This is a genomic window from Thermomonas sp. (genome assembly GCF_041919455.1).
In the GTDB taxonomy this organism is placed as follows: domain Bacteria; phylum Pseudomonadota; class Gammaproteobacteria; order Xanthomonadales; family Xanthomonadaceae; genus Thermomonas.
The window spans coordinates 132,913-153,632 of the sequence record NZ_JAYRTQ010000002.1; the positions used below are offsets into that span (position 1 = coordinate 132,913).

The 20,720-nt window shown below is 69.3% G+C and carries 19 protein-coding genes; 15 read left to right on the plus strand and 4 right to left on the minus strand.

All coding sequences use genetic code 11. The features are described 5' to 3' along the window. Positions 1–91: 91 nt before the first annotated feature. Both lptF and lptG read left to right on the plus strand, forming a co-directional pair. Positions 92–1,171: an LPS export ABC transporter permease LptF gene (gene lptF / locus ACE3T8_RS01850; RefSeq protein WP_374606333.1), complete on the plus strand. Its 1,080-nt coding sequence runs from the start codon at positions 92–94 to the stop codon at positions 1,169–1,171. Further along, on the plus strand, positions 1,120–2,265 hold the full coding sequence (lptG, locus tag ACE3T8_RS01855) for an LPS export ABC transporter permease LptG (RefSeq protein ID WP_374606462.1): 1,146 nt from the start codon (positions 1,120–1,122) through the stop codon (positions 2,263–2,265). The genes lptF and lptG overlap by 52 nt, the downstream gene beginning before the upstream one ends. Here lptG and ACE3T8_RS01860 read toward each other — a convergent pair. After that, positions 2,246–2,752: an RDD family protein gene (locus ACE3T8_RS01860; protein WP_374606335.1), complete on the minus strand. Its 507-nt coding sequence runs from the start codon at positions 2,750–2,752 to the stop codon at positions 2,246–2,248. The two genes, lptG and ACE3T8_RS01860, sit on opposite strands and share 20 nt — an antisense overlap. A 50-nt stretch (positions 2,753–2,802) precedes the next feature. Here ACE3T8_RS01860 and xerD point away from each other — a divergent pair, with 50 nt between their 5' ends. The 3 genes from xerD (at position 2,803) to purL (ending at position 8,602) form a co-directional block, all read left to right on the plus strand. Beyond that, the gene (xerD, locus tag ACE3T8_RS01865; protein ID WP_374606337.1) at positions 2,803–3,768 is read left to right on the plus strand and encodes a site-specific tyrosine recombinase XerD; all 966 of its coding nucleotides are present in this window, start codon (positions 2,803–2,805) and stop codon (positions 3,766–3,768) included. A 78-nt stretch (positions 3,769–3,846) separates the two neighbouring features. Next, the gene (locus ACE3T8_RS01870) at positions 3,847–4,644 is read left to right on the plus strand and encodes a DsbC family protein (RefSeq protein WP_374606338.1); all 798 of its coding nucleotides are present in this window, start codon (positions 3,847–3,849) and stop codon (positions 4,642–4,644) included. 70 nt (positions 4,645–4,714) lie between these two features. Further along, complete coding sequence (purL, locus tag ACE3T8_RS01875; protein ID WP_374606340.1) at positions 4,715–8,602, plus strand: phosphoribosylformylglycinamidine synthase; 3,888 nt, start codon at positions 4,715–4,717, stop codon at positions 8,600–8,602. 125 nt (positions 8,603–8,727) lie between these two features. On the opposite strand, the gene ACE3T8_RS01880 is transcribed toward purL, so the two are convergent. The 3 genes from ACE3T8_RS01880 to ACE3T8_RS01890 all read right to left on the minus strand — a co-directional run bounded on the left by ACE3T8_RS01880 (position 8,728) and on the right by ACE3T8_RS01890 (position 11,658). Further along, positions 8,728–9,597 carry a hypothetical protein gene (locus tag ACE3T8_RS01880; protein ID WP_374606341.1) on the minus strand — a complete coding sequence of 290 codons (870 nt, stop codon included), beginning with the start codon at positions 9,595–9,597 and terminating at the stop codon, positions 8,728–8,730. 149 nt (positions 9,598–9,746) lie between these two features. Continuing rightward, the gene (locus ACE3T8_RS01885; protein ID WP_374606343.1) at positions 9,747–10,688 is read right to left on the minus strand and encodes a hypothetical protein; all 942 of its coding nucleotides are present in this window, start codon (positions 10,686–10,688) and stop codon (positions 9,747–9,749) included. A gap of 181 nt (positions 10,689–10,869) precedes the next feature. After that, on the minus strand, positions 10,870–11,658 hold the full coding sequence (locus ACE3T8_RS01890) for a hypothetical protein (protein ID WP_374606345.1): 789 nt from the start codon (positions 11,656–11,658) through the stop codon (positions 10,870–10,872). A gap of 215 nt (positions 11,659–11,873) precedes the next feature. Here ACE3T8_RS01890 and gspE point away from each other — a divergent pair, with 215 nt between their 5' ends. The 10 genes from gspE (at position 11,874) to ACE3T8_RS01940 (ending at position 20,695) form a co-directional block, all read left to right on the plus strand. Next, positions 11,874–13,598 carry a type II secretion system ATPase GspE gene (gene gspE / locus ACE3T8_RS01895; protein WP_374606347.1) on the plus strand — a complete coding sequence of 575 codons (1,725 nt, stop codon included), beginning with the start codon at positions 11,874–11,876 and terminating at the stop codon, positions 13,596–13,598. Between the two features lie 263 nt (positions 13,599–13,861). Then, a complete protein-coding gene (locus ACE3T8_RS01900; RefSeq protein WP_374606349.1) occupies positions 13,862–15,079 on the plus strand; it encodes a type II secretion system F family protein in 1,218 nt (405 codons plus the stop codon). A gap of 67 nt (positions 15,080–15,146) precedes the next feature. Continuing rightward, on the plus strand, positions 15,147–15,575 hold the full coding sequence (gene gspG, locus ACE3T8_RS01905) for a type II secretion system major pseudopilin GspG (protein ID WP_374606351.1): 429 nt from the start codon (positions 15,147–15,149) through the stop codon (positions 15,573–15,575). 28 nt (positions 15,576–15,603) lie between these two features. Further along, a complete protein-coding gene (locus ACE3T8_RS01910) occupies positions 15,604–16,152 on the plus strand; it encodes a GspH/FimT family pseudopilin (protein WP_374606353.1) in 549 nt (182 codons plus the stop codon). 26 nt (positions 16,153–16,178) lie between these two features. After that, positions 16,179–16,673: a prepilin-type N-terminal cleavage/methylation domain-containing protein gene (locus ACE3T8_RS01915; protein ID WP_374606355.1), complete on the plus strand. Its 495-nt coding sequence runs from the start codon at positions 16,179–16,181 to the stop codon at positions 16,671–16,673. Then, the gene (locus ACE3T8_RS01920; protein WP_374606357.1) at positions 16,673–17,383 is read left to right on the plus strand and encodes a prepilin-type N-terminal cleavage/methylation domain-containing protein; all 711 of its coding nucleotides are present in this window, start codon (positions 16,673–16,675) and stop codon (positions 17,381–17,383) included. The genes ACE3T8_RS01915 and ACE3T8_RS01920 overlap by 1 nt, the downstream gene beginning before the upstream one ends. Further along, positions 17,383–18,213 carry a general secretion pathway protein GspK gene (locus tag ACE3T8_RS01925; RefSeq protein ID WP_374606358.1) on the plus strand — a complete coding sequence of 277 codons (831 nt, stop codon included), beginning with the start codon at positions 17,383–17,385 and terminating at the stop codon, positions 18,211–18,213. Before ACE3T8_RS01920 ends, ACE3T8_RS01925 begins: the two co-directional genes overlap by 1 nt. Positions 18,214–18,218: 5 nt before the next feature. Next, positions 18,219–19,355 carry a PilN domain-containing protein gene (locus tag ACE3T8_RS01930; protein WP_374606359.1) on the plus strand — a complete coding sequence of 379 codons (1,137 nt, stop codon included), beginning with the start codon at positions 18,219–18,221 and terminating at the stop codon, positions 19,353–19,355. Further along, positions 19,342–19,950, plus strand: coding sequence for a type II secretion system protein GspM (gene gspM / locus ACE3T8_RS01935; protein WP_374606360.1), 609 nt, complete (start codon positions 19,342–19,344; stop codon positions 19,948–19,950). Before ACE3T8_RS01930 ends, gspM begins: the two co-directional genes overlap by 14 nt. After that, entirely contained in the window at positions 19,940–20,695 is a 756-nt protein-coding gene (locus ACE3T8_RS01940; RefSeq protein ID WP_374606362.1) for a hypothetical protein, read from the plus strand. The genes gspM and ACE3T8_RS01940 overlap by 11 nt, the downstream gene beginning before the upstream one ends. Positions 20,696–20,720: the final 25 nt, after the last annotated feature.

A 20,720-nucleotide genomic window follows, 5' to 3' on the forward strand; every position in this document is an offset into this window, starting at 1 on the left:
CGCGCGGGCGGTGTCGCTTACAATGCGCGGCCGCGGCAAGGCGCGGGATGCAGCGCGTGACGAACCCCGAAGTTTAGAGCAAGCAGGCCCGATGCCGAAGCTGGACCGATATCTGAGTGCCGAGTTCGCCCGCGCCGTGTTCGCCGCGCTGGTGATCCTGGGCATGGTCAGCCTGGGCGGCCTGTTCGCCGACCTGATCGGCGAAATGGCCCGTGGCAAGGTGCCGCCGACCCTGCTCCTGTCGCAGTTGGGCCTGCGCCTGGTGAGCTATCTGCCGCTGATCCTGCCGCTGGGCCTGTTGCTGGGCCTGCTGCTGGCGGTCGGCCGGCTGTACCGCGATTCCGAGATGCATGTGCTGGCGGCGGCGGGCGTCGGCCCGCGCCGCTTGCTGCGGCCGTTGCTGATCGTGGTGATTCCGCTGCTGCTGCTGATCGGCGGCAGTTCGTTGTGGCTGGGGCCGTGGGCGAACGGCGTGGCCCGCTCGATGGTCGCCGAAGCCAACAAGAACCTGCTGGTGGCCGGCCTGGAACCGGGCCGCTTCACCCCGATGTCCGGCGGTGGCGTGGCCTATGCCGGGGAAATGTCTGGAGACGGCACCAAGCTGGGCCGCGTTTTCGTCTATCGCGAGCGCGGCGATCGCATGGACGTGGCCACGGCCCGCACCGGCGAGCTGTACCGCGACCAGGGCGCGCGCCTGCTGGCCTTGCTCGATGGGTTCCGGGTGGAAGGCCCGGCGAGCGGTGCCGACCTCGACTACCGATTGATGCGCTATGCGCGCAACGAGATGCAGTTGCCGACCGCGGACGACGAGGCGGTGGCGGACTCGCCTGCCATGAAGCCCACGCTGGCGTTGCTGGGAATGAAGGGGGCGCCCGCCGCCGCCGAGCTGCACTGGCGCATCGCGCCGCCGCTCCTGGCGTTGGCGTTCGCCCTGCTGGCGGTGCCGCTGGCGCGCAGTTCGCCGCGCCAGGCCCGCTACGGCTCGATGTTGCTGGCCTTCCTGGCCTACCTGGTGGGCGTGTTCCTGATGATGCTGGGCACCCAGTGGCTGGCCGAGGGCAGTCTGCCTGCCGCCTTCGGCCTGTGGTGGCTGCTGCTGCCGATGCTGGCGCTGGGCATCTGGTTGTATGCCCGCGACGGGCGCGTGGCCAAGGCGTGGTGGCGTCGATGAAGCATTGGCCCCGCCTGCACGACACCTACATCGCGCGCGCCGTGGTCGGCAGCGTGCTGCTGGCCTGGGGCGTGCTGCTCGGGCTGGACGTGGTGCTCGCCTTCGCCGGCGACGCCGGCGACATCGGCAAGGGCGGGTTCACCATCAACCATGCGATCGCGGCGACCGGGCTGACCATCCCGTGGCGTGCCTACAACCTGTTCCCGACCGCCGCGGTGATCGGTGCGCTGCTCGGCCTGGGCCAGCTGTCGGCATCGTCCGAACTGACCGCGTTGCGCGCCGTCGGCCTGTCGCGCCGGCGGCTGAGCATCTCGGTGGCGTTGTCGCTGGCGATGCTGACCGCGCTGATGGTGGTCAACGGCGAAACCCTCGCGCCGTGGGGCGAGGAACGCGCGCAGGCGCTGAAGTCGGTGCGCAACAAGGACCTGGTGGTCGCCCAGTACAGCGGCCTGTGGGCGCGCGAGGGCGACATGTTCCTCAACGCGCGCAACGGCGAGCAGAAGCAGCGCGGCGACGACCGCTGGCTGGAACTGCGCGGCGTGCGCCTGTTCCAGTTCGACGACGACGGCCGCCTGAAGTCGATCGCCAACGCCAGCATCGCCGAACACCGCCCCGGCGGCTGGGTGCTGCGCGAGGTCGAGCGCACCACCTTCGGCGCCAAGTCGGTGACCCGCGACAAGGTCCGCGAGGAGCGCTGGGAATCGGCGCTCGACGAGACTGCGCTGGCCGCCAGCGTGACCAAGCCGCGCAACATGGGCAGCGGCGAGCTGCGCGGCAGCATCGAGTACCGCAAGCGCAACGACCTGGAAGCCGGCGAGTTCGAGGATATCTACTGGGGCCGCTGGTTCTACCCGGTCAACGTGCTGGCGCTGTGCCTGGCGGCGGTGCCGTTCGCATTCGGCTCGCTGCGCAGCGGCGGCTACGGCAAGCGCGTGTTCATCGGCATCGTGTTCGCGCTGGGCTTCTGGATGCTGCAGAAGATGTCGACGCAGGTGGCAGGGGTGTTCCGCTACGACTACCGCATCGCCTACGCGATGCCGCCGATCATCATGCTGCTGGTGTCGTACCTGTTGTTCAGGCGTCGCTCCGGCTGAGCGGCGCGCGCTTGGGCCGGCGCAGCAGTCGCGTCGCGCTGGCGCGGTCGTGCCAGGTGAGACGGTCACGATCGATCCACGCCCACCAGAACCCCATGCCGGCCAGCAGCAGCGACACGCTGGCCACGGCATAGCGACGCCACAGCGCGCGCGTTCCCGGCACATTCCCCGCCAGGTCGACCACCTGCAGCCGCCACGGGCGCATGCCCAGGGTCTGCCCGCCGCCGCGCCAGCTGAGCACGGCGTACAGGCCGGTGATCGCCCAGCAACACACCCAGAGCAGCCATTGCAGTGCGCTGAACGGGGCGATGTTCTCGTGCGACGGGTGGTGGCCGAGGAAGGTGTAGCCCAGGGTGAACGCGGTCGAGGCCAGCATCCACAACGCGACCACCGGCAGGGCGTCGTAGAGCAGGGCCAGCAAACGCCAGCCGATCAATGCGCGCGGTTTGGCGGGAGCCGCAGCGGTTGGGGTGGTGTCATCGGGCATCGCGACAGGATACAGGCGGCCTGCGCAGCCACCGGCTACGCTTGCGCGCAATGAGCACCACCGCCGATCGCCGTCGCATTGCCCGTTCGCTGCCCCCGCTTGCGGACGAGGATGCTGCCGCGATCGAGCGCTTCCTCGATGCCGCCTGGGCAGAGCAGGGGCTTTCGCCCGCGGCGCTCTCGGCCTACCGCAGCGACCTGCAGGGGCTGGCGCGTTGGCTGCAGGGCCGATCTGCCGCGCCGCGACTGACCCTGGCCGTGCGCAGCGACCTGTTCGACTACCTGGCCATGCGCAGCGGGGCCGGCTACAAGCCGCGCAGCAATGCCCGACTGCTGTCCACCCTGCATGCGTTCTACGCGCACGCGGTGCGCCTGCGCTTGCGCAGCGACGATCCCTGCGCCCTGCTGCAAGCGCCGCACCTGCCGCGCCTGCTGCCCAAGGCGTTGTCGGAGGCGCAGGTATCGGCGCTGCTGGAATCGCCCGATGCCGCTACCCCGGCCGGGCTGCGCGATCGCGCGATGCTGGAACTGATGTATGCCTGCGGCCTGCGCGTGAGCGAACTGGTTGGCCTGCCGGCGACCGCGATCAACCTGCGCCAGGGCGTGCTGCGGGTGACCGGCAAGGGCGGCAAGGACCGGCTGGTCCCGCTGGGCGAGGAATCCCAGCACTGGCTGCAACGCTACCTGCGCGAGTCGCGCCCGGCGCTGCTGTCCGGCCTGCGCGATGCCGCCGTTGCGCAGGCGCTGTTCGTCGATGCAAAGGGGCTGGCGCCGACCCGGCAAGCCTTCTGGGCGTTGGTCAAGCATCACGCGGCCGCGGCCGGGATCGATCCTGCGCGGGTCAGTCCGCATGGCCTGCGCCACAGCTTCGCCACCCATTTGCTCAACCGCGGGGCCGACCTGCGTGCCCTGCAGATGCTGCTGGGCCACGCCTCGCTGTCGACGACACAGATCTACACCCTGGTGGCGCGCGAGCACCTCAAGTCCCTGCACGCCCGCCACCACCCGCGGGCCTGATCGCCCATGCATGCGAGAATGCCGGGAACCCCGTGGCCGGCTTCCGGTCGGACCACCTGCCCGCCTCCAGGAGTTTCGATGAACCGTTTCCTCGCCTTTGCTGCCCTGTGCAGCCTGAGCCTGTCCGCCTGCGCGCAGCAATCCGCGCCCGAGGCCGGCCAGAAAATCACTATCGGACCCAAGGCCGCGGCGGAACCCGTGTATGCCACCGGCACCCCCGAGGCCCGCGCCCGCGCCGTATTGCGCGAGCTGAACCCGCAGATCACCGTGGAAAGCATCAAGGCCGCGCCCGTCCCCGGGTTCCGGGAGGTCATCGCCACCGGCCAGGTCGTGTATGTCAGCGACGACGGCAAGTACCTGTTCCAGGGCGGCCTGCTGGATATCGCCAAGCGCAAGGACCTGGCCGAGGCGGCGATGGCGAACCTGCGTGTCGACATCCTCAAGACGCTGCCGGTCGAGGATCGCATCGTGTTCTCGCCGGCCGGCAAGCCGAAGCACACCGTGGTCGTGCTGACCGACATCGAATGCGGCTATTGCCGCAAGTTCCACACCGACATCGCCGAGTACACCAGGCGCGGCATCGAGGTCGAGTACCTGGCCTTCCCGCGCGCCGGCCTGGCCAGCGCCGACTACCGCAACATGGTCTCGGTCTGGTGCGCGCCGGATCGGCGCAAGGCGCTGACCGATGCCAAGAACGGCCGCGCGGTGCCGGCGCGGACCTGCAAGACGCCGGTCGACATGCAGTACCGTGCCGGCCAGCGGATGGGCCTGACCGGCACCCCGATGATCCTCAACAGCAATGGCGAACTGATCGGTGGTTACCTGCCGCCGGAGGCCCTGCTGGAGCGCCTGGAGGCCGCCGCGGCCGGCGTCTGAGCGCATGCGCCGGCCGGGCTCGCGCCCGGCTCGGCTACACTAGCCGGCCCGTTGCCACCGTCAGCCGGACATGATCCTCCTCGAGGGCGCGCCCGCCCTGTCGCCGTTCCGCCGCGACCGCCTGCAAGCCCGCCTCAACGCCATCGTCCCCGGCCTGCGCATCCGCGGTGCCTGGCATGGCTACTGGATCGACCCCGATGCCGGCGCACGCCCGGACCTGGACGCGCTCAAGCGCATCCTCCAGGCCGGCGACGGCGTGGCCGATGCCGAACCGGGCAGCGTCTCGCGCTTCGTGGTGCCGCGCCTCGGCACCCTGTCGCCGTGGGCGAGCAAGGCCACCGAACTGCTGCGCGGCGCCGGCCTGCCGGTGAAGCGGGTCGAGCGCGGCATGCGCATCGACGTGGCTGGCTGGCCTGACGATGCCGCCAGCCAGGCCGCGCTGGCGAAGTTGCTGCACGACCCGATGACGCAGTCGCTGCTCGCCACCCGCGAGGAGGGCGCGGCGCTGTTCACCGCCAATCCGCGCGGGGCGCTTGAAGTGATCCCGCTCGCTGGGCTTGAAGCCGCGAACGTACGCCTCGGCCTGGCCCTGGCGCAGGACGAGATCGACTACCTGCGCGAGCGCTACGGCGAACTCGGCCGCGACCCGCACGACGTCGAGCTGATGATGTTCGCGCAGGCCAATTCCGAGCACTGCCGGCACAAGATCTTCAATGCGTCGTGGACCATCGATGGTCGTGAACAAACGACCTCGCTGTTCAAGATGATCAAGAACACCCACGCGGTCACGCCGGAGCACACGCTCTCCGCCTACAGCGACAACGCGGCGGTCGTGGCGGGCTACGCGGCATCGCGCTTCCGTCCCGATCCGGCCACCCAGCAATACCGCGCCGAAGCGGTCGCCGAGAGCGCGTTCTGCATCAAGGTCGAGACCCACAACCACCCGACCGCGATCGCGCCGTTCCCCGGCGCCTCCACCGGTGCCGGTGGCGAGATCCGCGACGAAGGCGCGACCGGTCGCGGCGGCCGCCCGAAGGCCGGCCTGTGCGGATTCTCGGTCTCGCACTTGCGCATTCCCACATTGCCGCAGCCGTGGGAAGGCGAACGCACGCTCAACCCGCGGATGGCGCCGGCGCTGGAGATCATGCTGGACGGCCCGCTTGGCGCGGCCGCGTTCAACAACGAATTCGGCCGGCCCAACCTGGTCGGCTATTTCCGCAGCTTCGAGTTGCGCGAGGGGACGGGCCTGGCGCGCGCCTACGACAAGCCGATCATGCTCGCCGGCGGCATCGGCGCGATGGACCGGCCGATGGTGGCGAAGTTGTCGCTCTCTGATGGCGATGCGGTGATCGTGCTCGGCGGCCCGGCGATGCTGATCGGCCTGGGCGGTGGCGCGGCGAGTTCGGTCGCCTCCGGCGATACCAGCGAAGACCTCGATTTCGCCTCGGTGCAGCGCGACAACCCGGAGATGGAGCGACGCGCGCAGGAAGTCATCGACCGCTGCGTCGCGCTGGCCGAACACAACCCGATCCTGTCGGTGCACGACGTCGGTGCCGGTGGGCTGTCGAATGCGATCCCGGAGCTGCTGCACGATTCCGGCGTGGGCGGGGTGATCGACCTCGGCAAGGTTCCCAGCGACGATCCGTCGCTCTCGCCGATGCAGCTGTGGTGCAACGAATCGCAGGAACGCTACGTGCTGGGCATCCCGCAGTCGCGGGTGGCCGAGTTCGCCGCGCTGTGCGTGCGCGAGCGCTGCGTGTTCGCGGTGGTCGGCACCGCCACGAAGGAAGAACGGCTGGTGGTCGGCTACGCGGGCGAACCGCCGGCGATCGACCTGCCGATGGACGTGCTGTTCGGCAAGGCGCCGAAGATGCACCGCGACACCGCGCACCCCGCGCCGCCGCAATGGCCCGAGGCCGACACCGACGCGCTCGACCTGCGCGAGGCCGGCCTGCGCGTGCTCGCGCATCCCAGCGTGGCGTCGAAATCGTTCCTGGTCACCATCGGCGATCGCACCGTCGGCGGCCTGACCGCGCGCGACCAGATGGTCGGTCCGTGGCAGCTGCCGGTGGCCGATTGCGCGATCACCCTCAGCGGCTTCGACGGCTTCACCGGCGAGGCGATGGCGATCGGCGAACGCACGCCGCTGGCCCTGCTCGACGCCGCCGCGTCCGCGCGGATGGCAGTGGGCGAAGCGATCACCAACCTGCTCGCCGCGCCGGTGGAATCGCTCGACCGGATCAAGTTGTCGGCCAACTGGATGGCCGCGGCCGGCCATGCGGGCGAAGACGCACGCCTGTTCGATGCGGTCAAGGCAGTGGGCATGGAACTGTGCCCCGAACTGGAGCTCAGCATCCCGGTCGGCAAGGATTCGCTGTCGATGCAGGCACAGTGGCAATCCGATGGCGCCGCGCATAAATCCGTGTCGCCGGTCTCGCTGGTGGTGTCCGCGTTCGCGCCGGTGGTCGATGTCCGCCAGCAGCTCACCCCGCTGCTGCGTCGCGACTTCGAGTCGGAACTGTGGCTGATCGGCCTCGGCGCCGGTCGCCAGCGCATGGGCGGTTCGACCCTGGCGCAGTGCTATCCGGATGCGAATGCCGGTGCAGCGCTGCCGGCATTTGGCGGCGACGTGCCCGACCTAGACGATCCGCAGCGCCTGCGCGCGCTGTTCGAACTGGTCCGCGACGCGCGCGAGGACGGCATGCTGCTGGCCTGCCATGACCGTTCCGACGGTGGCGTCTTCGCCACCCTGTGCGAGATGGCATTCGCCTCGCACCTCGGCCTGGAGATCCGCCTCGACGGCTGGGGCGATGGCCGCGGCGATGACGTGTTCAGCACCCTGTTCAACGAGGAGCTCGGCGTGGTGGTGCAGGTGCCGGTCGAGGAACGCGCGGCATTCGCCGACCTGGTCGCGCGACACGGCCTGATCGAATGCGCGCAACGCATCGCCCGGCCGACCACGGCACCGACCATCCGCGTCAGCGACGCCGACGAGACGCTGGCCGAATGGCGCTGGGACGAGTTGTTCGACGCATGGTGGTCGGTGACCCATGCGATGCAGAAGTTGCGCGACAACCCCGATGGCGCCGACAGCGAGCGCGACGCCGCACGCCGTTTCGATGCGCCCGGCCTGCAGCCCAAGCTCACGTTCGATGCCGGCGAAGACATCGCGATGCCGTTCATCGCAACGGGCGCGCGCCCGAAGGTCGCGATCCTGCGCGAGCAGGGCGTCAACAGCCAGATCGAAACGGCGTTCGCGTTCGATGCTGCCGGCTTCGACAGCTTCGACGTGCACATGAGCGACCTGGTCGCTGGCCGCTTCGACCTGGCCGACTTCAACGGCTTCGTCGCCTGCGGTGGCTTCAGCTACGGCGACGTGCTCGGTGCGGGCCGCGGCTGGGCAACCTCGATCCTCGAGCGCAATGCGTTGCGCGACATGTTCGCCGCGTTCTTCGCGCGCCAGGGCACGTTCTCGCTGGGCATCTGCAACGGCTGCCAGATGATGGCGCAGCTGCGCGGGATCATTCCGGGCGCCGAGCATTGGCCCACGTTCCAGCGCAACGCCAGCGAGCAGTACGAAGCGCGCCTGGCCTTGCTCGAGGTGGGCGAATCGCCCTCGCTGTTCCTGCGCGGGATGGCCGGCTCGCGCATTCCCGTGGCCGTGGCGCACGGCGAGGGCCGCGCGCAGTTCGACAGCGGCATCGACCACAGTGCGGTCGATGTCGCGCTGCGTTACGTGACCGGCGACGGCCGCGTCGCCGAGACCTATCCGGCCAATCCGAACGGCTCCCCGGACGGCATCGCCGGCGTGTCCAGCCGCGACGGCCGCGCGACTATCCTGATGCCGCACCCCGAGCGCACCCTGCGCAGCGCCAATTTCAGCTGGGCCCCGCGCGACTGGCCGGAAGCTTCCCCGTGGCAGCGGATGTTCCGCAACGCGCGGGTATGGCTGGGGTGAGCGGGGAATTCGAGCGGCGCTAGCCGCGAGCCCGCGAACGCACGCTGCCCTGCAGGGCAGCGGGCCGGGGCAAAAACAACAAGGCCGGCTTGCGCCGGCCTTGTCGAATCATCGCGTTGCCAAACTCATTCCGGTTGCGGTGCTTCTTCCATCGCGCAATACGGCAGGTCGCGGTAGCGGTTGATCCAGCGGTGGATCCAGCTGTCCAGCGCGGCGCCTTCCAAGTTGCTTTCGCAGATCTTCTGGCACCACAGCAACTTGGTGCCGGTGTAGCCTTCGCTGGCGCAGGTGGTGAGGACGCCTTCGCCCGCGACAAGAGCAAGCGAATTGATCATGAACGCACGGATGCCGGGAGCAGCCGCGTTGTCTTGGCCAGTCCCGCCGGGCAGGAACCAACTCCAGGGCAGCGGTGCGTAGACCACGGTTCCCGCGCCATGCTGATACAGCAAGGATATCGATTGCGACGGGCTGTCATCGGTAGTCGTAAGCGCTTGTACGCCAGCAGGCAACGCGCCGCTCATGTAACCGTGCGCGGAGCAGTTGCCTCCGTCGAGCGAGGTGTCGGTGAGCGTGCCGCCCGGCCCCTCGGCGGCGGGAGATCCAGCCGGGAAATTCGACGTTTCAATGCAGCCGTTGTAGACGTAGGAAACAGCCGGTGTCCCGGGCAACTGGGTCCCCGTTCCTGCTGCCGGACTCCAGTCCGAGAGCAGTAACCCCATTCCGCCGTTGACAGCGGCGTTGATGTCGGCATTGTTGGCGTAAGAGCCGCATGATTCCACGATCAGTGCGGAAAGCCCCGAGAGCGAGGCAGGGGTGATCGCGCCTATCGCGACCGGTGTATGGCCTGCTGCGGTGATGGCGGCGGTCTTGTCGCCGGGACCAGAGCACGTCTGACCGGTGACGTAGCCGATGTTGCCTGCATGGCTTGCTGTGGGCGCCAGGACTGCCGCACCCGCCAACACTGTCAGGATCGCCGCTGAAATTCTTGTATTCATTGATATCCTCCGCCGCCGGATGCGGCTTTCGCTAGCATAAACGCTTTTCTTTCGCGTAAACGGCCAGGAATAACGGTGCCAGGGAATATGCCGTAACGACAAGGCCGGCTTGCGCCGGCCTTGTGCGTGATCCCAGTGCCTTCGATCGATCAGGCGTCCGGGAAGTCGTCTTCTTCCACCGGCTCTTCTTCCGCTGCACAGGCCGGCAGGGTGCGGTAGCGGTTGATCCAACGGTGGATCCAGCTGTCCAGCGCGGCGCCTTCGAGGTCACTTTCGCAGATCTTCTGGCACCAGGTCAGCTTGGTGCCGGTGTAGCCCTCGCTGGCGCAGCTGATCGCAGGTGCCCTGGGCATCAGCCAGGCGATGGTGTTGGTGATGTAGGCGTCGCTGCCTGGCCGGGGATAACGGCTTGCAAGCGCGCCCCCGCTCATCGTCAGCAGGATCTGGTCCATCGAGAACACGACGCGTCCGTTGCCGTGCGAATAGGCGAATGCGCCGACCTTGGCCGGGTCCCTTGCGTCGACCAGAAGCGGGGTGCCGCCGAACGGCAAGGCGTTGCCGTCGAACCAGTACGTCAGCGCGCACAGGTCGGGATTGTCCAGGCCGGTCTGGGTCAGGCTGCCGCCAGGTCCGTTCGCGATCGGCGATCCGCTGGGTAGGGAGACATCCAGCGAACAGCCAAACCCGATCGTGGGCGCAACCACGGTGGACGAAAACGATGGAATGCCCGGCAGTTGCAAGGGCGTGCCCTGGCCCAGGCCGATCCGTTGTACCTGCAGAAACAGAGCCAGGCCGCCGGCAACCGCATCGTTCACCGCGCTGTTGGTGGCGAGGAAGTCCTGGTCGATGCACCCACTCGCCACCACCAGCCCGTCCAGTTGGGCCAGCGAGGCGGCATCCAGCGTGCTCAAGGCGACGGCGGTGTGGCCGGCGGCCGAGATCCTTGCCGCATAGTCGCCCGCGAATGCGGCGCAAGTGCCCTCCTTGAAGTGGCCGATGATGGCGGCGTGGCCGTCGGCGGGTAACAGCAACGCACCCAGTCCCAGCATGCCGGCCATCGCCAGGCGGGTTGTCCAACGATTCGCTTGCATCTGCATGCCTCCGGAAGTCGCGGCCGCGACGTTGGAGGTGTATGCGCAAGACGGATGCGAATCCGTTCATGGCCACGAGACGTGGTCGGCGCGGCCGGTGGGTGCGCGAGCGAAGCGTCCTTTTACTGCGGCCGGAAACGACAAGGCCGGCTCGCGCCGGCCTTGTCGGGACATCATCGACTTACTTGGGTTGTTCCTGCGGCGGTCCTTCCTCGCCCTCGACCGCACAGTAGGGCAGGTCGCGATAGCGGTTGATCCAGCGATGGATCCAGGTGTCCAGGGTGGCGCCGGTGTACCCCTTCTCACAGATGTTCTTGCACCAGGTCAGCTTGGTGCCGGTGTAACCCTCGCTCGCGCAGGTGATGTCGCCCGGGTCCACCGGAGAAGAAGCGCCCAAGGTGATGTTGTCGAAGCCGATATTGCCGGCTGAACCGCCAAAGTCCACCGAACGCGCGGTGCCGCTGAAGCTGACCCCATACGGGAGGAACGGGCTGTAGGAGCCGGTTGGATCCGGCGCGCCGTTGTTCGGTGTGGTCGGCAGGCTGATCGTTGCCAGCACATTGCCGGTGGCGTTGGGGCCGTCATAGACGATGACGGTTCCCGCGGAGACAGGACTGGCGTAGTAAAACGAGAAACCGGTGGTGAACCCGGCAGGCACGTTCAGCGTGGCCGCTGCACCGCTTTGGAAGAAGAGGATGGTGTCGGGGCTGGGTTCACCCCCGAAATTGCCGCCGCCGCCGGCATCAGAGTCAATCAGCGCCAAGGCGTTCGCCGAAAACGAAACGCCGTAGTTGGTCCCCGGACCGCTGCCATTGCCGCCAGTGCCGCCGTTGTAGAACTGGTTGACGGTTTCCTGGTTTCCGAGCCCCTCGAAGGTCAAGGTGGTAGTGGATTGGGCGAACGCCGGCATGGCGCACGCGGAAAACATCACGCTCAACGCGGCAGTCCTGCCGAGACTTGCGACCTTCATGGTGATCTCCCGTTACCCGCACAGTGCGGTCCTAGAAGTGTAACGCCGTCGCTCCTTCCCACCGGACACGCAGAGGGGCTGACTTGCCGATGGCTGCAAAAGGCGCGTGGCGCAAACCCAGCCGAATTGGTCGTCCTCTAGGATCTGAGGGGCCATCGCGCCACCCCTGTGGCCCTGCTACCCTCGCAGCCTTCATTCTGTGACCTTGCGATCCCATGAGCGCTGTCCTGTCCGACCCTGTCCCGGCCAGCCCCGACGAGCGCATCGTCGCGTTGCTCCTGCAGCGCGGCAAGCTGAAGGATGCCGACCTGATCCGTGCCCGTCGCCTGCAGGAGGACGCGTCCTATCACAGCAGCGGCGGCGGCCTGCTGACCTTGCTGGCGCGACTGGGCCTGGTCTCCGAGCGCGACCACGCCGAGGCCTGTTCGAGCGAACTCGACCTGCCGCTGCGCAGTGCGCGCGACGTGCCGGAACTGCCGCCCGAAGACGTGGCATTGGGCGTCAAGTTCATGAAGCAGTACCACGTGGTGCCGGTGTCCGCGGACGCGACCCACGTGGACGTGCTGGTGGCGGATCCGCAGGACGTCTACGCGCTGGATGCGGTGCGTCTGGCGACCGGCCGTGAACCGCGCCCGGCAGTGGCCGTCCGCAGCGAGATCGACGAGCTGGTGGAGCGCTGGCACGGCCAGGGCCGCAGCGCGATGGAGGGCATCGTCGAGAACGCGGAGGGCGAGGCCGGCTTCGACGACGTCGAACACCTGCGCGACCTCGCCTCCGAAGCGCCGGTGATCCGGCTGGTGAACCTGGTGATCCAGCGCGCGGTGGAATTGCGCGCCTCGGACATCCACATCGAGCCGTTCGAAACACGATTGAAAGTGCGCTACCGCATCGACGGCGTGCTGGAGGAGGGCGAAAGCCCGCCGGCCAACCTGACCGCGGCGGTGATCAGCCGCATCAAGATCATGGCCAAGCTCAACATCGCCGAACGCCGCCTGCCGCAGGACGGGCGGATCATGCTGCGGGTGCAGGGCAAGGAACTCGACCTGCGCGTGAGCTCGGTGCCGACTGCGCATGGCGAATCGGTGGTGATGCGCCTGCTGGACCGCGAAACCGTGGTGCTGGACTTCGGCAGGCTGGGCTTCGGCCCGCAGTTCATGCCGCGCTTCCAGAAAGTGCTGGAGCAGCCGCACGGGATCCTGCTGGTGACCGGCCCGACCGGTTCCGGCAAGACCACCACGCTGTACACCGCGCTGAGCAAGCTCAACACGCCCGACGTCAAGATCATCACGGTCGAGGATCCGGTCGAGTACCAGATCGAAGGCATCAACCAGATCCAGGCCAAGCCGCAGATCGGATTGGACTTCGCCAACGCGCTGCGCAGCATCGTCCGCCAGGACCCGGACATCATCATGATCGGCGAAATGCGCGACCTCGAGACCGCGCGCATCGCGATCCAGTCGGCGCTCACCGGCCACCTGGTGCTGAGCACGCTGCATACCAACAACGCCGCCGGCGGCATTACCCGCCTGCTCGACATGGGCGTGGAGGACTACCTGCTGACCTCGACCGTCAACGGCATCGTCGGCCAGCGGCTGGTGCGCCGGCTCGAGCCCGTGCACGCGGAGCAGTACGCCGCGTCGCCGGAGGAAATCGAGAAGTTCGGCCTGCGCCGCTACCAGCCGCAGGGCGAGATCTTCCTGTATCGCCCGAAGCCGTCGGCGCTGTCGCCGACCGGCTACCTGGGCCGCACCACGATCATGGAACTGCTGGTGATGGACGACGAAGTCCGCCGCGCGGTGATGCGCCACGCCGGCATGGACGAGATCGAGAAACTCGCGCGGCAGGGCGGCATGAGCACGATGTACGAAGTCGGCATCGCCAAGGCGCTGCGCGGCGAGACCACGATCGAGGAAGTCCTGCGCGTGACCGAGGACGCCTAGGGCCTGCCCATGCCATTGAAGTCGATCACGTTGTCATATCCGGGCGCTAGGTGGATGCGCGCGGCGCAGGACAGGCTGGCCGCCTGTTCAAGCCGTGCGCGGCCGCATAGTGCCCGGATATGGCAACCCTTCGGGCCATGCATGGGGAAGCGCGATGCTGCGTCATTACTCGGGCATGTATCGACATACATTTCCTCGTTCTTCCTTGCCTCGCGCATCCCCATGCTTGGCGTGATCGACTTCAATGGCATGGGCAGGCCCTGATGGCTCTTTATCGCTACAAGGCGCTGAACGCGCGCGGCGAAGTGCTGGACGGGCAGATGGAGGCCGGCAGCGATGCCGAGGTCGCCGCTCGCCTGCAGGAACAGGGCCATCTGCCGGTGGAGGCGAAGCTGGCGTCCGAGGCCGGCGGCGAATCCACGTGGCGCGCGCTGTTCAAGCCGAAGCCGTTCGCCGGCCAGCGGCTGGTGCAGTTCACCCAGCAACTGGCGACCCTGCTCGGTGCCGGGCAGCCGCTGGACCGCGCGCTCGGCATCCTGCTGGAACTGCCGGAGGACGAGGCCGCCACCCGCACCATCGGCGACATCCGCGACGCGGTGCGCGGCGGTGCGTCGCTGTCGACCGCGCTGGATCGCCAGCACGGCACCTTCAGCCGCTTGTTCGTGAACATGGTTCGCGCCGGCGAGGCGGGCGGCAACCTGCACGAGACCCTGCAACGCCTTGCCGAATACCTCGAGCGATCACGCGCCCTGCGCACGCGGGTGGTCAATGCGCTGGTGTACCCGGCGATCCTGCTGGCAATGGTCGGCCTCTCGCTGCTGTTCCTGCTCGGTTACGTGGTGCCGCAGTTCTCGGCGATGTACGAAAGCCTGGACGCCGACCTGCCGTGGTTCTCGACCTTCATCCTGGGCCTGGGCGAATTCGTCCGCGACTGGTGGATCGTGATCCTCGCCGTGCCGCTGCTGGCGGTGCTGTGGATCGACCGCAAGCGTCGCGATCCGGTGTTCATGCTGAAGTTCGATGGCTGGCTGCTGCAACGCAAGCTGGCCGGCCCGCTGGTGGCCAAGCTGGAGGCCGCGCGGCTGGCGCGCACGCTGGGCACGCTGTTGCGCAACGGCGTGCCGCTGCTGCCGGCGCTCGGCATCGCCCGCAACGTGCTGGACAACCGCGTGCTCGCCGCCGACGTGGATGCCGCCGCCGAGGAGGTGAAGAACGGCATCGGCCTGTCCGCCGCGCTGGGCAAGGGCAAGCGCTTCCCGCGGCTGGCCCTGCAGATGATCCAGGTGGGCGAGGAATCCGGCGCGCTCGACGCGATGCTGCTGAAGACCGCGGACACCTTCGAGCAGGAAACCTCGGTGGCGATGGATCGCCTGCTGGCCGCGCTGGTGCCGGTGGTGACCCTGGTGCTGGCGCTGATCGTCGGGCTGGTGATCCTGGCCGTGCTGTCGCCGATCTACGACCTGGCCAGCGTGGTCGGCTAGGGCCGGCCGCGGAACTCGGCGACAATCCCTGCATCCAACCCTTACCTGTCCCATGCGGAAACCGTCCATGCGCACTCGTTCCTTCCGTCCCGTTCCCAAGGCCTCGCAGGCCGGTTTCTCGCTGATCGAAATCATCGTGGTGGTGGTGCTGATCGGCGGCATCGTCGCCTTCGCCGCCAGCAAGATCCTGGGTGGCCAGGACCGGGCCAACGCCAGGCTCGCGCAGGCGCAGGTGCAGACGCTCGCGGAGAAGATCCAGCAGTTCCAGATGGATACCGGCAAACTCCCGGAAAGCCTGGCCGACCTGACCAGGGCCCCGGGCGATGCCGAAGGCTGGCTGGGTCCGTATGCGCGTGATCCGGAGCTGCTCGATCCCTGGAAGAACCCTTACACCTACAAGGTGCCGGGCGAGAACGCACCGTTCGACCTGGCCAGCCTGGGCGCCGACGGCAAGGTCGGCGGTTCCAGCGTCGCCGCCGACATCGCCTTCAAGTAAGCGCGACCGGCGCGGCGCGGACACCCCCATGCGCGCGCGCGGACGCCCGGTTGGCTTCATTCCGGCCCTGGGGCATCGCCCTCGGGCGTTCAGCCGGGCAGGCGGGAGTGCCGCCCGAGCGGCCGGCTTCACCCTGCTGGAAATCCTGGTGGTGCTGGCGATCATCGCCACCGCCACGTTGTTGGCGATGGCGGCGTTCAGTGGCGGCACGCGCGGCATGCAACTGCACTCCGCGGCCAAGGAGATGGCCGCGCAACTGCGCTTCGCCCGCGCGGTGGCGATCAGTACCGGCGAGGCGCAGGACGTGGTCATCGACCCGCGAGGACGCAGCTGGCGCGGTGCGAAAGGCCGCAGCGGCAGCCTGCCGGGCGAAGGCGAGGTGGTGTTCACCGGTGCCAGCGGCGCGCAGTTCGCCGATGCGGCGGACGACGACGGCAAGGGCGTGGTGCGGTTCTTCCCGGACGGCGCGGCGACCGGCGGGCGGGTGCGCCTGCTCGCGAATGGCGCGGGTTGGGACGTGGACGTGCGCTGGTTGACCGGCGAAGTGGTGGTGCGACGCGTGCGTGGCGAGCGATGACGCGCTCGACCGTCCACCGCCAGTCGATGCGCAGACATCGCGCGGGTGGCTTCGTGCCGGCCCTCGGGCATGGCCCTCGGGCGTTCAGCCGACCTGGCGGCAGTGCCGCCAAAGCGGCCGGCTTCACCCTGATCGAGATCATCGTGGCCTTCGCAGTGCTCGCGCTGGGCCTGACCCTGCTACTGGGCACCCTCTCCGGCGCGACCCGGCAGGTGCGCCAGGCCGGCGAAGCCGGGCGCGCGGCGCTGCACGCACAGACCCTGTTGGCCGAGCACGCCAGTGCGCTGCAGGGGCCAGCGAACGACGATGGCGAACTGGAGGACGGGCGCTATCGCTGGACCTTGCGGGCCACCCCGTGGACCGACCCGGCCGCGCGCGACGGGGGGATGCAGGGCGATCCGGGTGCCGCGCGCCTGCTGCACGTGCAACTGGACATCGAATGGGCCGAAGGCGGGCCGCAGCAGCGCCTGCAGGTCAGCAGCCTGCGCCTGGCCCTGCCCGCACAGGACGGATTGCGCTGATGCGCCGCGCCGCCGGTTTCAGTACGGCCCTCGGGCGCAGCCCTCGGGCGTTCATCCGGCCAGGCGGCAGTGCCGCCAGGACGGCCGGCTTCACCTTGATGGAAGTCATGCTGGCGGTCAGCCTGCTGGCAGCGGCGATGGCGCTGGGCTTCGCCACCCTGCGTGCGGCGGCTGCCACCGCGCAGCGCGGCGAGGCGATCGCCGAACGCAACGAACGCATCCGCGCAGTCTCCGATTTCCTGCGCCGGCGCATCGGGGGCGCACAGGGCGTCGTCTTCGAACTCGATCCCGGCACCGGCGCATCCAAGCGCTTCGAGGGCACCGAGAATTCGATGCGTTTCGTCGCCGACCTGCCGGATTACCTCGGTCGCGGCGGCCCGCACCTGCATGCGCTGGGCGTCGGTCGCGGGGCTGCCGGCGGACTCGACCTGCTGGTCGACTTCCGCATCGTCCAGGGCGGCCAGGTGCTGGCCGGCAGTGCCGCGCGTCCGCCGGAGCCATTGGTCGAAGGCCTGCGCCAGGTGCGCTTCGCCTATCGCGGGTTGGCCGGCAATGGCGGCTTCGGCCCGTGGGAAGACGCATGGGAAGACCCGCGGATGTTGCCGGTGCAGGTGCGCGTGCAGATGGTCGACGCGCGCGGCGCCTGGCCGGACCTCGTGGTGGCGCTGCCGATGGCGGGCAGCTTCGCCGCCGTCGGGGATGTGCAGTGATGCGCCGGCAGCGGGGCGCGGCGCTGTTGCTGGTGATGTGGCTGGTGCTGCTGCTGAGCGGGCTGGTCGCCGCCTATGCGATGTCGGCGCGGATCGAGTCGCTGCAGGGCAATGGCGCGGCGCGCGGCGTGGTCGCCGGCGAGGCTGCGCGGGCCGGCGTGGAGCTCGCGGCATCGCGCCTGCTGGCGCAGGATCCGAAGCAGCGCTGGGCAGCGGATGGACGTGCCTACAAAGTGCCGTTCGGCCGCGCCGAGGTCGCAGTGGCGATCCTCGACGAGGCCGCGAAGATCGACCTCAACGCCGCGGCGCCGACCCTGCTGGCCGGCCTGTTCGAGGAACTCGGCGAACCGCGCGAGCGCGCGGCGCGCCTGGCCGCCGCCATCGCCGACTGGCGCGACCCGGACAACCTCAGCCAGCTGGCCGGTGGTGCCGAGGATCCTGCCTACGCAGCGGCGGGCCTGGTCTGGGGCGCGAAGGATGCGCCGTTCGACAGCGTGGCGGAGTTGTCCCAGGTGCTGGGCATGCGGCCGGCATTGGTCGCGGCCGCCGTGCCGCACCTCACCGTTTATTCCAACAACGCCACGCCCGACGCCAATATCGCCTCGCCGGTGGTGCTGGCGGCGATGGGCCTGCAGCCGCGAACCGCGCCGATCGACCCGGACGCACCGCCAGCAAGCGCTGGCAGCGGCACGTATAGTATCGACAGCCGTGCCCGACTCCCCGATGGTCGCAGCGCGCATCTGTCGGTAGTCCTGCGAATGGGAGGCAACGCTTTGCCCGGATCGACGTACACGCCGCTGCGTTGGCAGGCGGGGAGCGACCCACGGTGAGCGCGATGCCTGCACGCCTGGGCAGTGCCGGTGCCGGCCTGCGTGGATTCGTTGCGTGGTGGAGCGCCGGCCTGCGTGCCTGGCTGCCGTTGCGCTGGCAACGCCTGCTGTCCGCGAATGGGGACCGGGTGTTGCTGCAGGTGCAGGGCGACGGCGTGCAACTGCGTCGCCAGCGCGGGGACAGCGTGCAGGACGTGGCGATGTTGCCGCTGCACGCGCATGGCGCCGCCGACGGCCGCGACCCGCTGGCCGGGGTGCTGGCCGATGCCGCCGCGGACCTGCCGCGCTGGCTGGTGTTGCCGGCATCGCAGGGCCTGCGTCGCCCGTTGCTGTTGCCCGCCGCCGCGCGCGAACGCCTGCGCGACGTGCTGGCCTTCGAAATCGAACGGCAGACGCCCTTCGCCGCCGCCGACGTGGTCCACGACGGTCGCCTGCTGGGCGTGCGCGAGGACGGCCAGTTGCAGGCAGAACTGGTGGTGGCGCCGCGCCGTGCGCTGGAGGCGCAGACCGCGCAACTCGGCGCACTGGCCGGGACGCTGGCCGGCGTAGACCTGCTGGATGCCGACGGCCGCACGCTCGGCGTGAACCTGTTGCCGCCGGCGCTACGCCTGCAGCAGCGCAATCCGTGGCGGGTGTGGAACCTGGTCCTGGGCGTGGTCGCCCTGCTTGCGCTGGGGCTAACGCTGGCCCAGGTGGTCGACAACCGCCGCGCCGCCGCCGATGCCTTGCAGGCCGAGGTTGCGACGCGCAGCGCCCAGGCCCGTGGCGTATCCGAACAACGCCAGCGCCTGGTGGATGCCGTCGAAGGCGGTGCCTACCTGCAGCGCCAGCGCAATGGCCGCGCCTCGGTGATCGAAGTGATCGATGCGTTGTCGCCGCGCCTGCCGGACGGCACCTACCTCGAGAAATTCACCATCGAAGGCGAGCAGCTGACCCTGCTCGGCCTGTCCAACCAGGCAGCGGCGCTGGTCGGCAAGCTCGGCGGCGCACCGCAATGGCATGACGCTGCGCTGAGCGGCGCGCTGCAGACCGATCCGCGCACGCGGATGGATCGCTTCACCCTGGTCGCGCAACTGCGCGGCAGTACCGCCGCCGACACCTCGCCCGACGACAAGCAAGAGGCCGCCGATGGCACGCGCTGACCGCGATCGCTGGCTGGCGCTGGCCTTGCTGCTGGCGGTGATCGGGCTGGTCTACCTGTTGCTGGTGCATCCCCTGTTCACCGTGCCGCTGCGCGAGGCCGACGCCCGCATCGCCGAGCTGCGCGAGCGCGATGCGCGGGTGCGCAGCCTGCTGGCGCAGCGACCGCAGATCGAACAGCGGCTGGCAGAACTCGATGCACGCGGCGGCGCGTCCGGCTTCCTGGCCGAACCGACGACCGAACTGGCCACCGCGGCGCTGATCCAGCAACTGGAGGGGGTGGTCGGCGAGGCCAGCCCGGGCAACCGCGGCTGTGCCATCGTCAACCGCGCGCCGCTGACCGGCGACCCGCCCCCGGGCCGCTACCGCCGGGTCACCGTGCAGGTGCGCCTGCGCTGCGGCAATGCGGAAACCCTGGCCGTCCTGCACACCCTGGAATCCACCCGCCCGTACCTCTTCGTGGACATGCTGAGCATCGCCGCACAGCGTTATTTCGCGATCCCGGGCAGCGCGCAACCGCAGGAAGGCGGGCTGGACGTGAGCTTCGACCTGTACGGCTACCTGCGACCGGCAACGGGGGTGGCGCGTGCGGACTGAGCGCGGCCTGCTGCAACGTTTCGCCCAGGCGCGGCCGCTGACCTGGCTGCTGGCCGGGTTGTGCGGCTGGGCCCTGCTGCTGTGGCTGGGTGCGCTGCTGGGCATGGGCGGGCGCATCGCGCCGATCGAACCGCAGCCGGGCAACCCGCTGCCGCAGCCGCGGCCGGCCACGCCGGACCGGATCGGGCCGCTGGTGCAATACGCCGAAGCGGCGGCACGCCCGTTGTTCACCCAGGACCGCCGCCCGCGCGGCTTCCTGGCCAGCGTCCCCGAAGGCGAGGGCGAAGCCGCGCAGAGCCAGTCGCTGGACTTCATCCTGACCGGCGTGCTGATCAGCCCGCAGGTGCGCCTGGCGACCCTCCAGCCCAGCGGCGGCGGCGAGCCCCAGCGCGTGCGCGAGGGCAGTTCGCCGGAAGGTGCGAATGGCTGGCGCCTGCTGGAAGTGCAGCCGCGCCGGGTCGTGTTCGAAGGCAGCAGCGGCCAAGTCACCCTGGACCTGCGCACCTTCGGTGGCAGTGGCCAGGTGCCGGGTGCGGTCGCCGTCCACGCTGCCGCGGTTCCGCCACCGCCGCCCGTGGCGCAGGGCGCCGACGCGGCCCCGCCGCAGTCCGAGGCCGCGCGCATCGAAACCATCCGTCGTCGCATCGAGGCCCGCCGCGCGCAACTGCGCGCCGGCTCGGCAAACGCGACGCCCAACAACAATGGTGTCGCGCCTTCGCCGGCTGCGTCGTCACGTACGCAATAAAGCAGTGCATGCCATGAATGTGGAG

What these genes read in the sequence shown, in the direction of transcription:
- lptF (WP_374606333.1), top strand. Translation starts at nt 92, where the DNA reads ATGCCGAAGCTGGACCGATATCTGAGTGCCGAGTTCGCCCGCGCCGTG.
- ACE3T8_RS01860 (WP_374606335.1), bottom strand. Translation starts at nt 2,752, where the DNA reads ATGCCCGATGACACCACCCCAACCGCTGCGGCTCCCGCCAAACCGCGC.
- xerD (WP_374606337.1), top strand. Translation starts at nt 2,803, where the DNA reads ATGAGCACCACCGCCGATCGCCGTCGCATTGCCCGTTCGCTGCCCCCG.
- ACE3T8_RS01870 (WP_374606338.1), top strand. Translation starts at nt 3,847, where the DNA reads ATGAACCGTTTCCTCGCCTTTGCTGCCCTGTGCAGCCTGAGCCTGTCC.
- purL (WP_374606340.1), top strand. Translation starts at nt 4,715, where the DNA reads ATGATCCTCCTCGAGGGCGCGCCCGCCCTGTCGCCGTTCCGCCGCGAC.
- ACE3T8_RS01880 (WP_374606341.1), bottom strand. Translation starts at nt 9,597, where the DNA reads ATGAATACAAGAATTTCAGCGGCGATCCTGACAGTGTTGGCGGGTGCG.
- ACE3T8_RS01885 (WP_374606343.1), bottom strand. Translation starts at nt 10,688, where the DNA reads ATGCAAGCGAATCGTTGGACAACCCGCCTGGCGATGGCCGGCATGCTG.
- ACE3T8_RS01890 (WP_374606345.1), bottom strand. Translation starts at nt 11,658, where the DNA reads ATGAAGGTCGCAAGTCTCGGCAGGACTGCCGCGTTGAGCGTGATGTTT.
- gspE (WP_374606347.1), top strand. Translation starts at nt 11,874, where the DNA reads ATGAGCGCTGTCCTGTCCGACCCTGTCCCGGCCAGCCCCGACGAGCGC.
- ACE3T8_RS01900 (WP_374606349.1), top strand. Translation starts at nt 13,862, where the DNA reads ATGGCTCTTTATCGCTACAAGGCGCTGAACGCGCGCGGCGAAGTGCTG.
- gspG (WP_374606351.1), top strand. Translation starts at nt 15,147, where the DNA reads ATGCGCACTCGTTCCTTCCGTCCCGTTCCCAAGGCCTCGCAGGCCGGT.
- ACE3T8_RS01910 (WP_374606353.1), top strand. Translation starts at nt 15,604, where the DNA reads ATGCGCGCGCGCGGACGCCCGGTTGGCTTCATTCCGGCCCTGGGGCAT.
- ACE3T8_RS01915 (WP_374606355.1), top strand. Translation starts at nt 16,179, where the DNA reads ATGCGCAGACATCGCGCGGGTGGCTTCGTGCCGGCCCTCGGGCATGGC.
- ACE3T8_RS01920 (WP_374606357.1), top strand. Translation starts at nt 16,673, where the DNA reads ATGCGCCGCGCCGCCGGTTTCAGTACGGCCCTCGGGCGCAGCCCTCGG.
- ACE3T8_RS01925 (WP_374606358.1), top strand. Translation starts at nt 17,383, where the DNA reads ATGCGCCGGCAGCGGGGCGCGGCGCTGTTGCTGGTGATGTGGCTGGTG.
- ACE3T8_RS01930 (WP_374606359.1), top strand. Translation starts at nt 18,219, where the DNA reads ATGCCTGCACGCCTGGGCAGTGCCGGTGCCGGCCTGCGTGGATTCGTT.
- gspM (WP_374606360.1), top strand. Translation starts at nt 19,342, where the DNA reads ATGGCACGCGCTGACCGCGATCGCTGGCTGGCGCTGGCCTTGCTGCTG.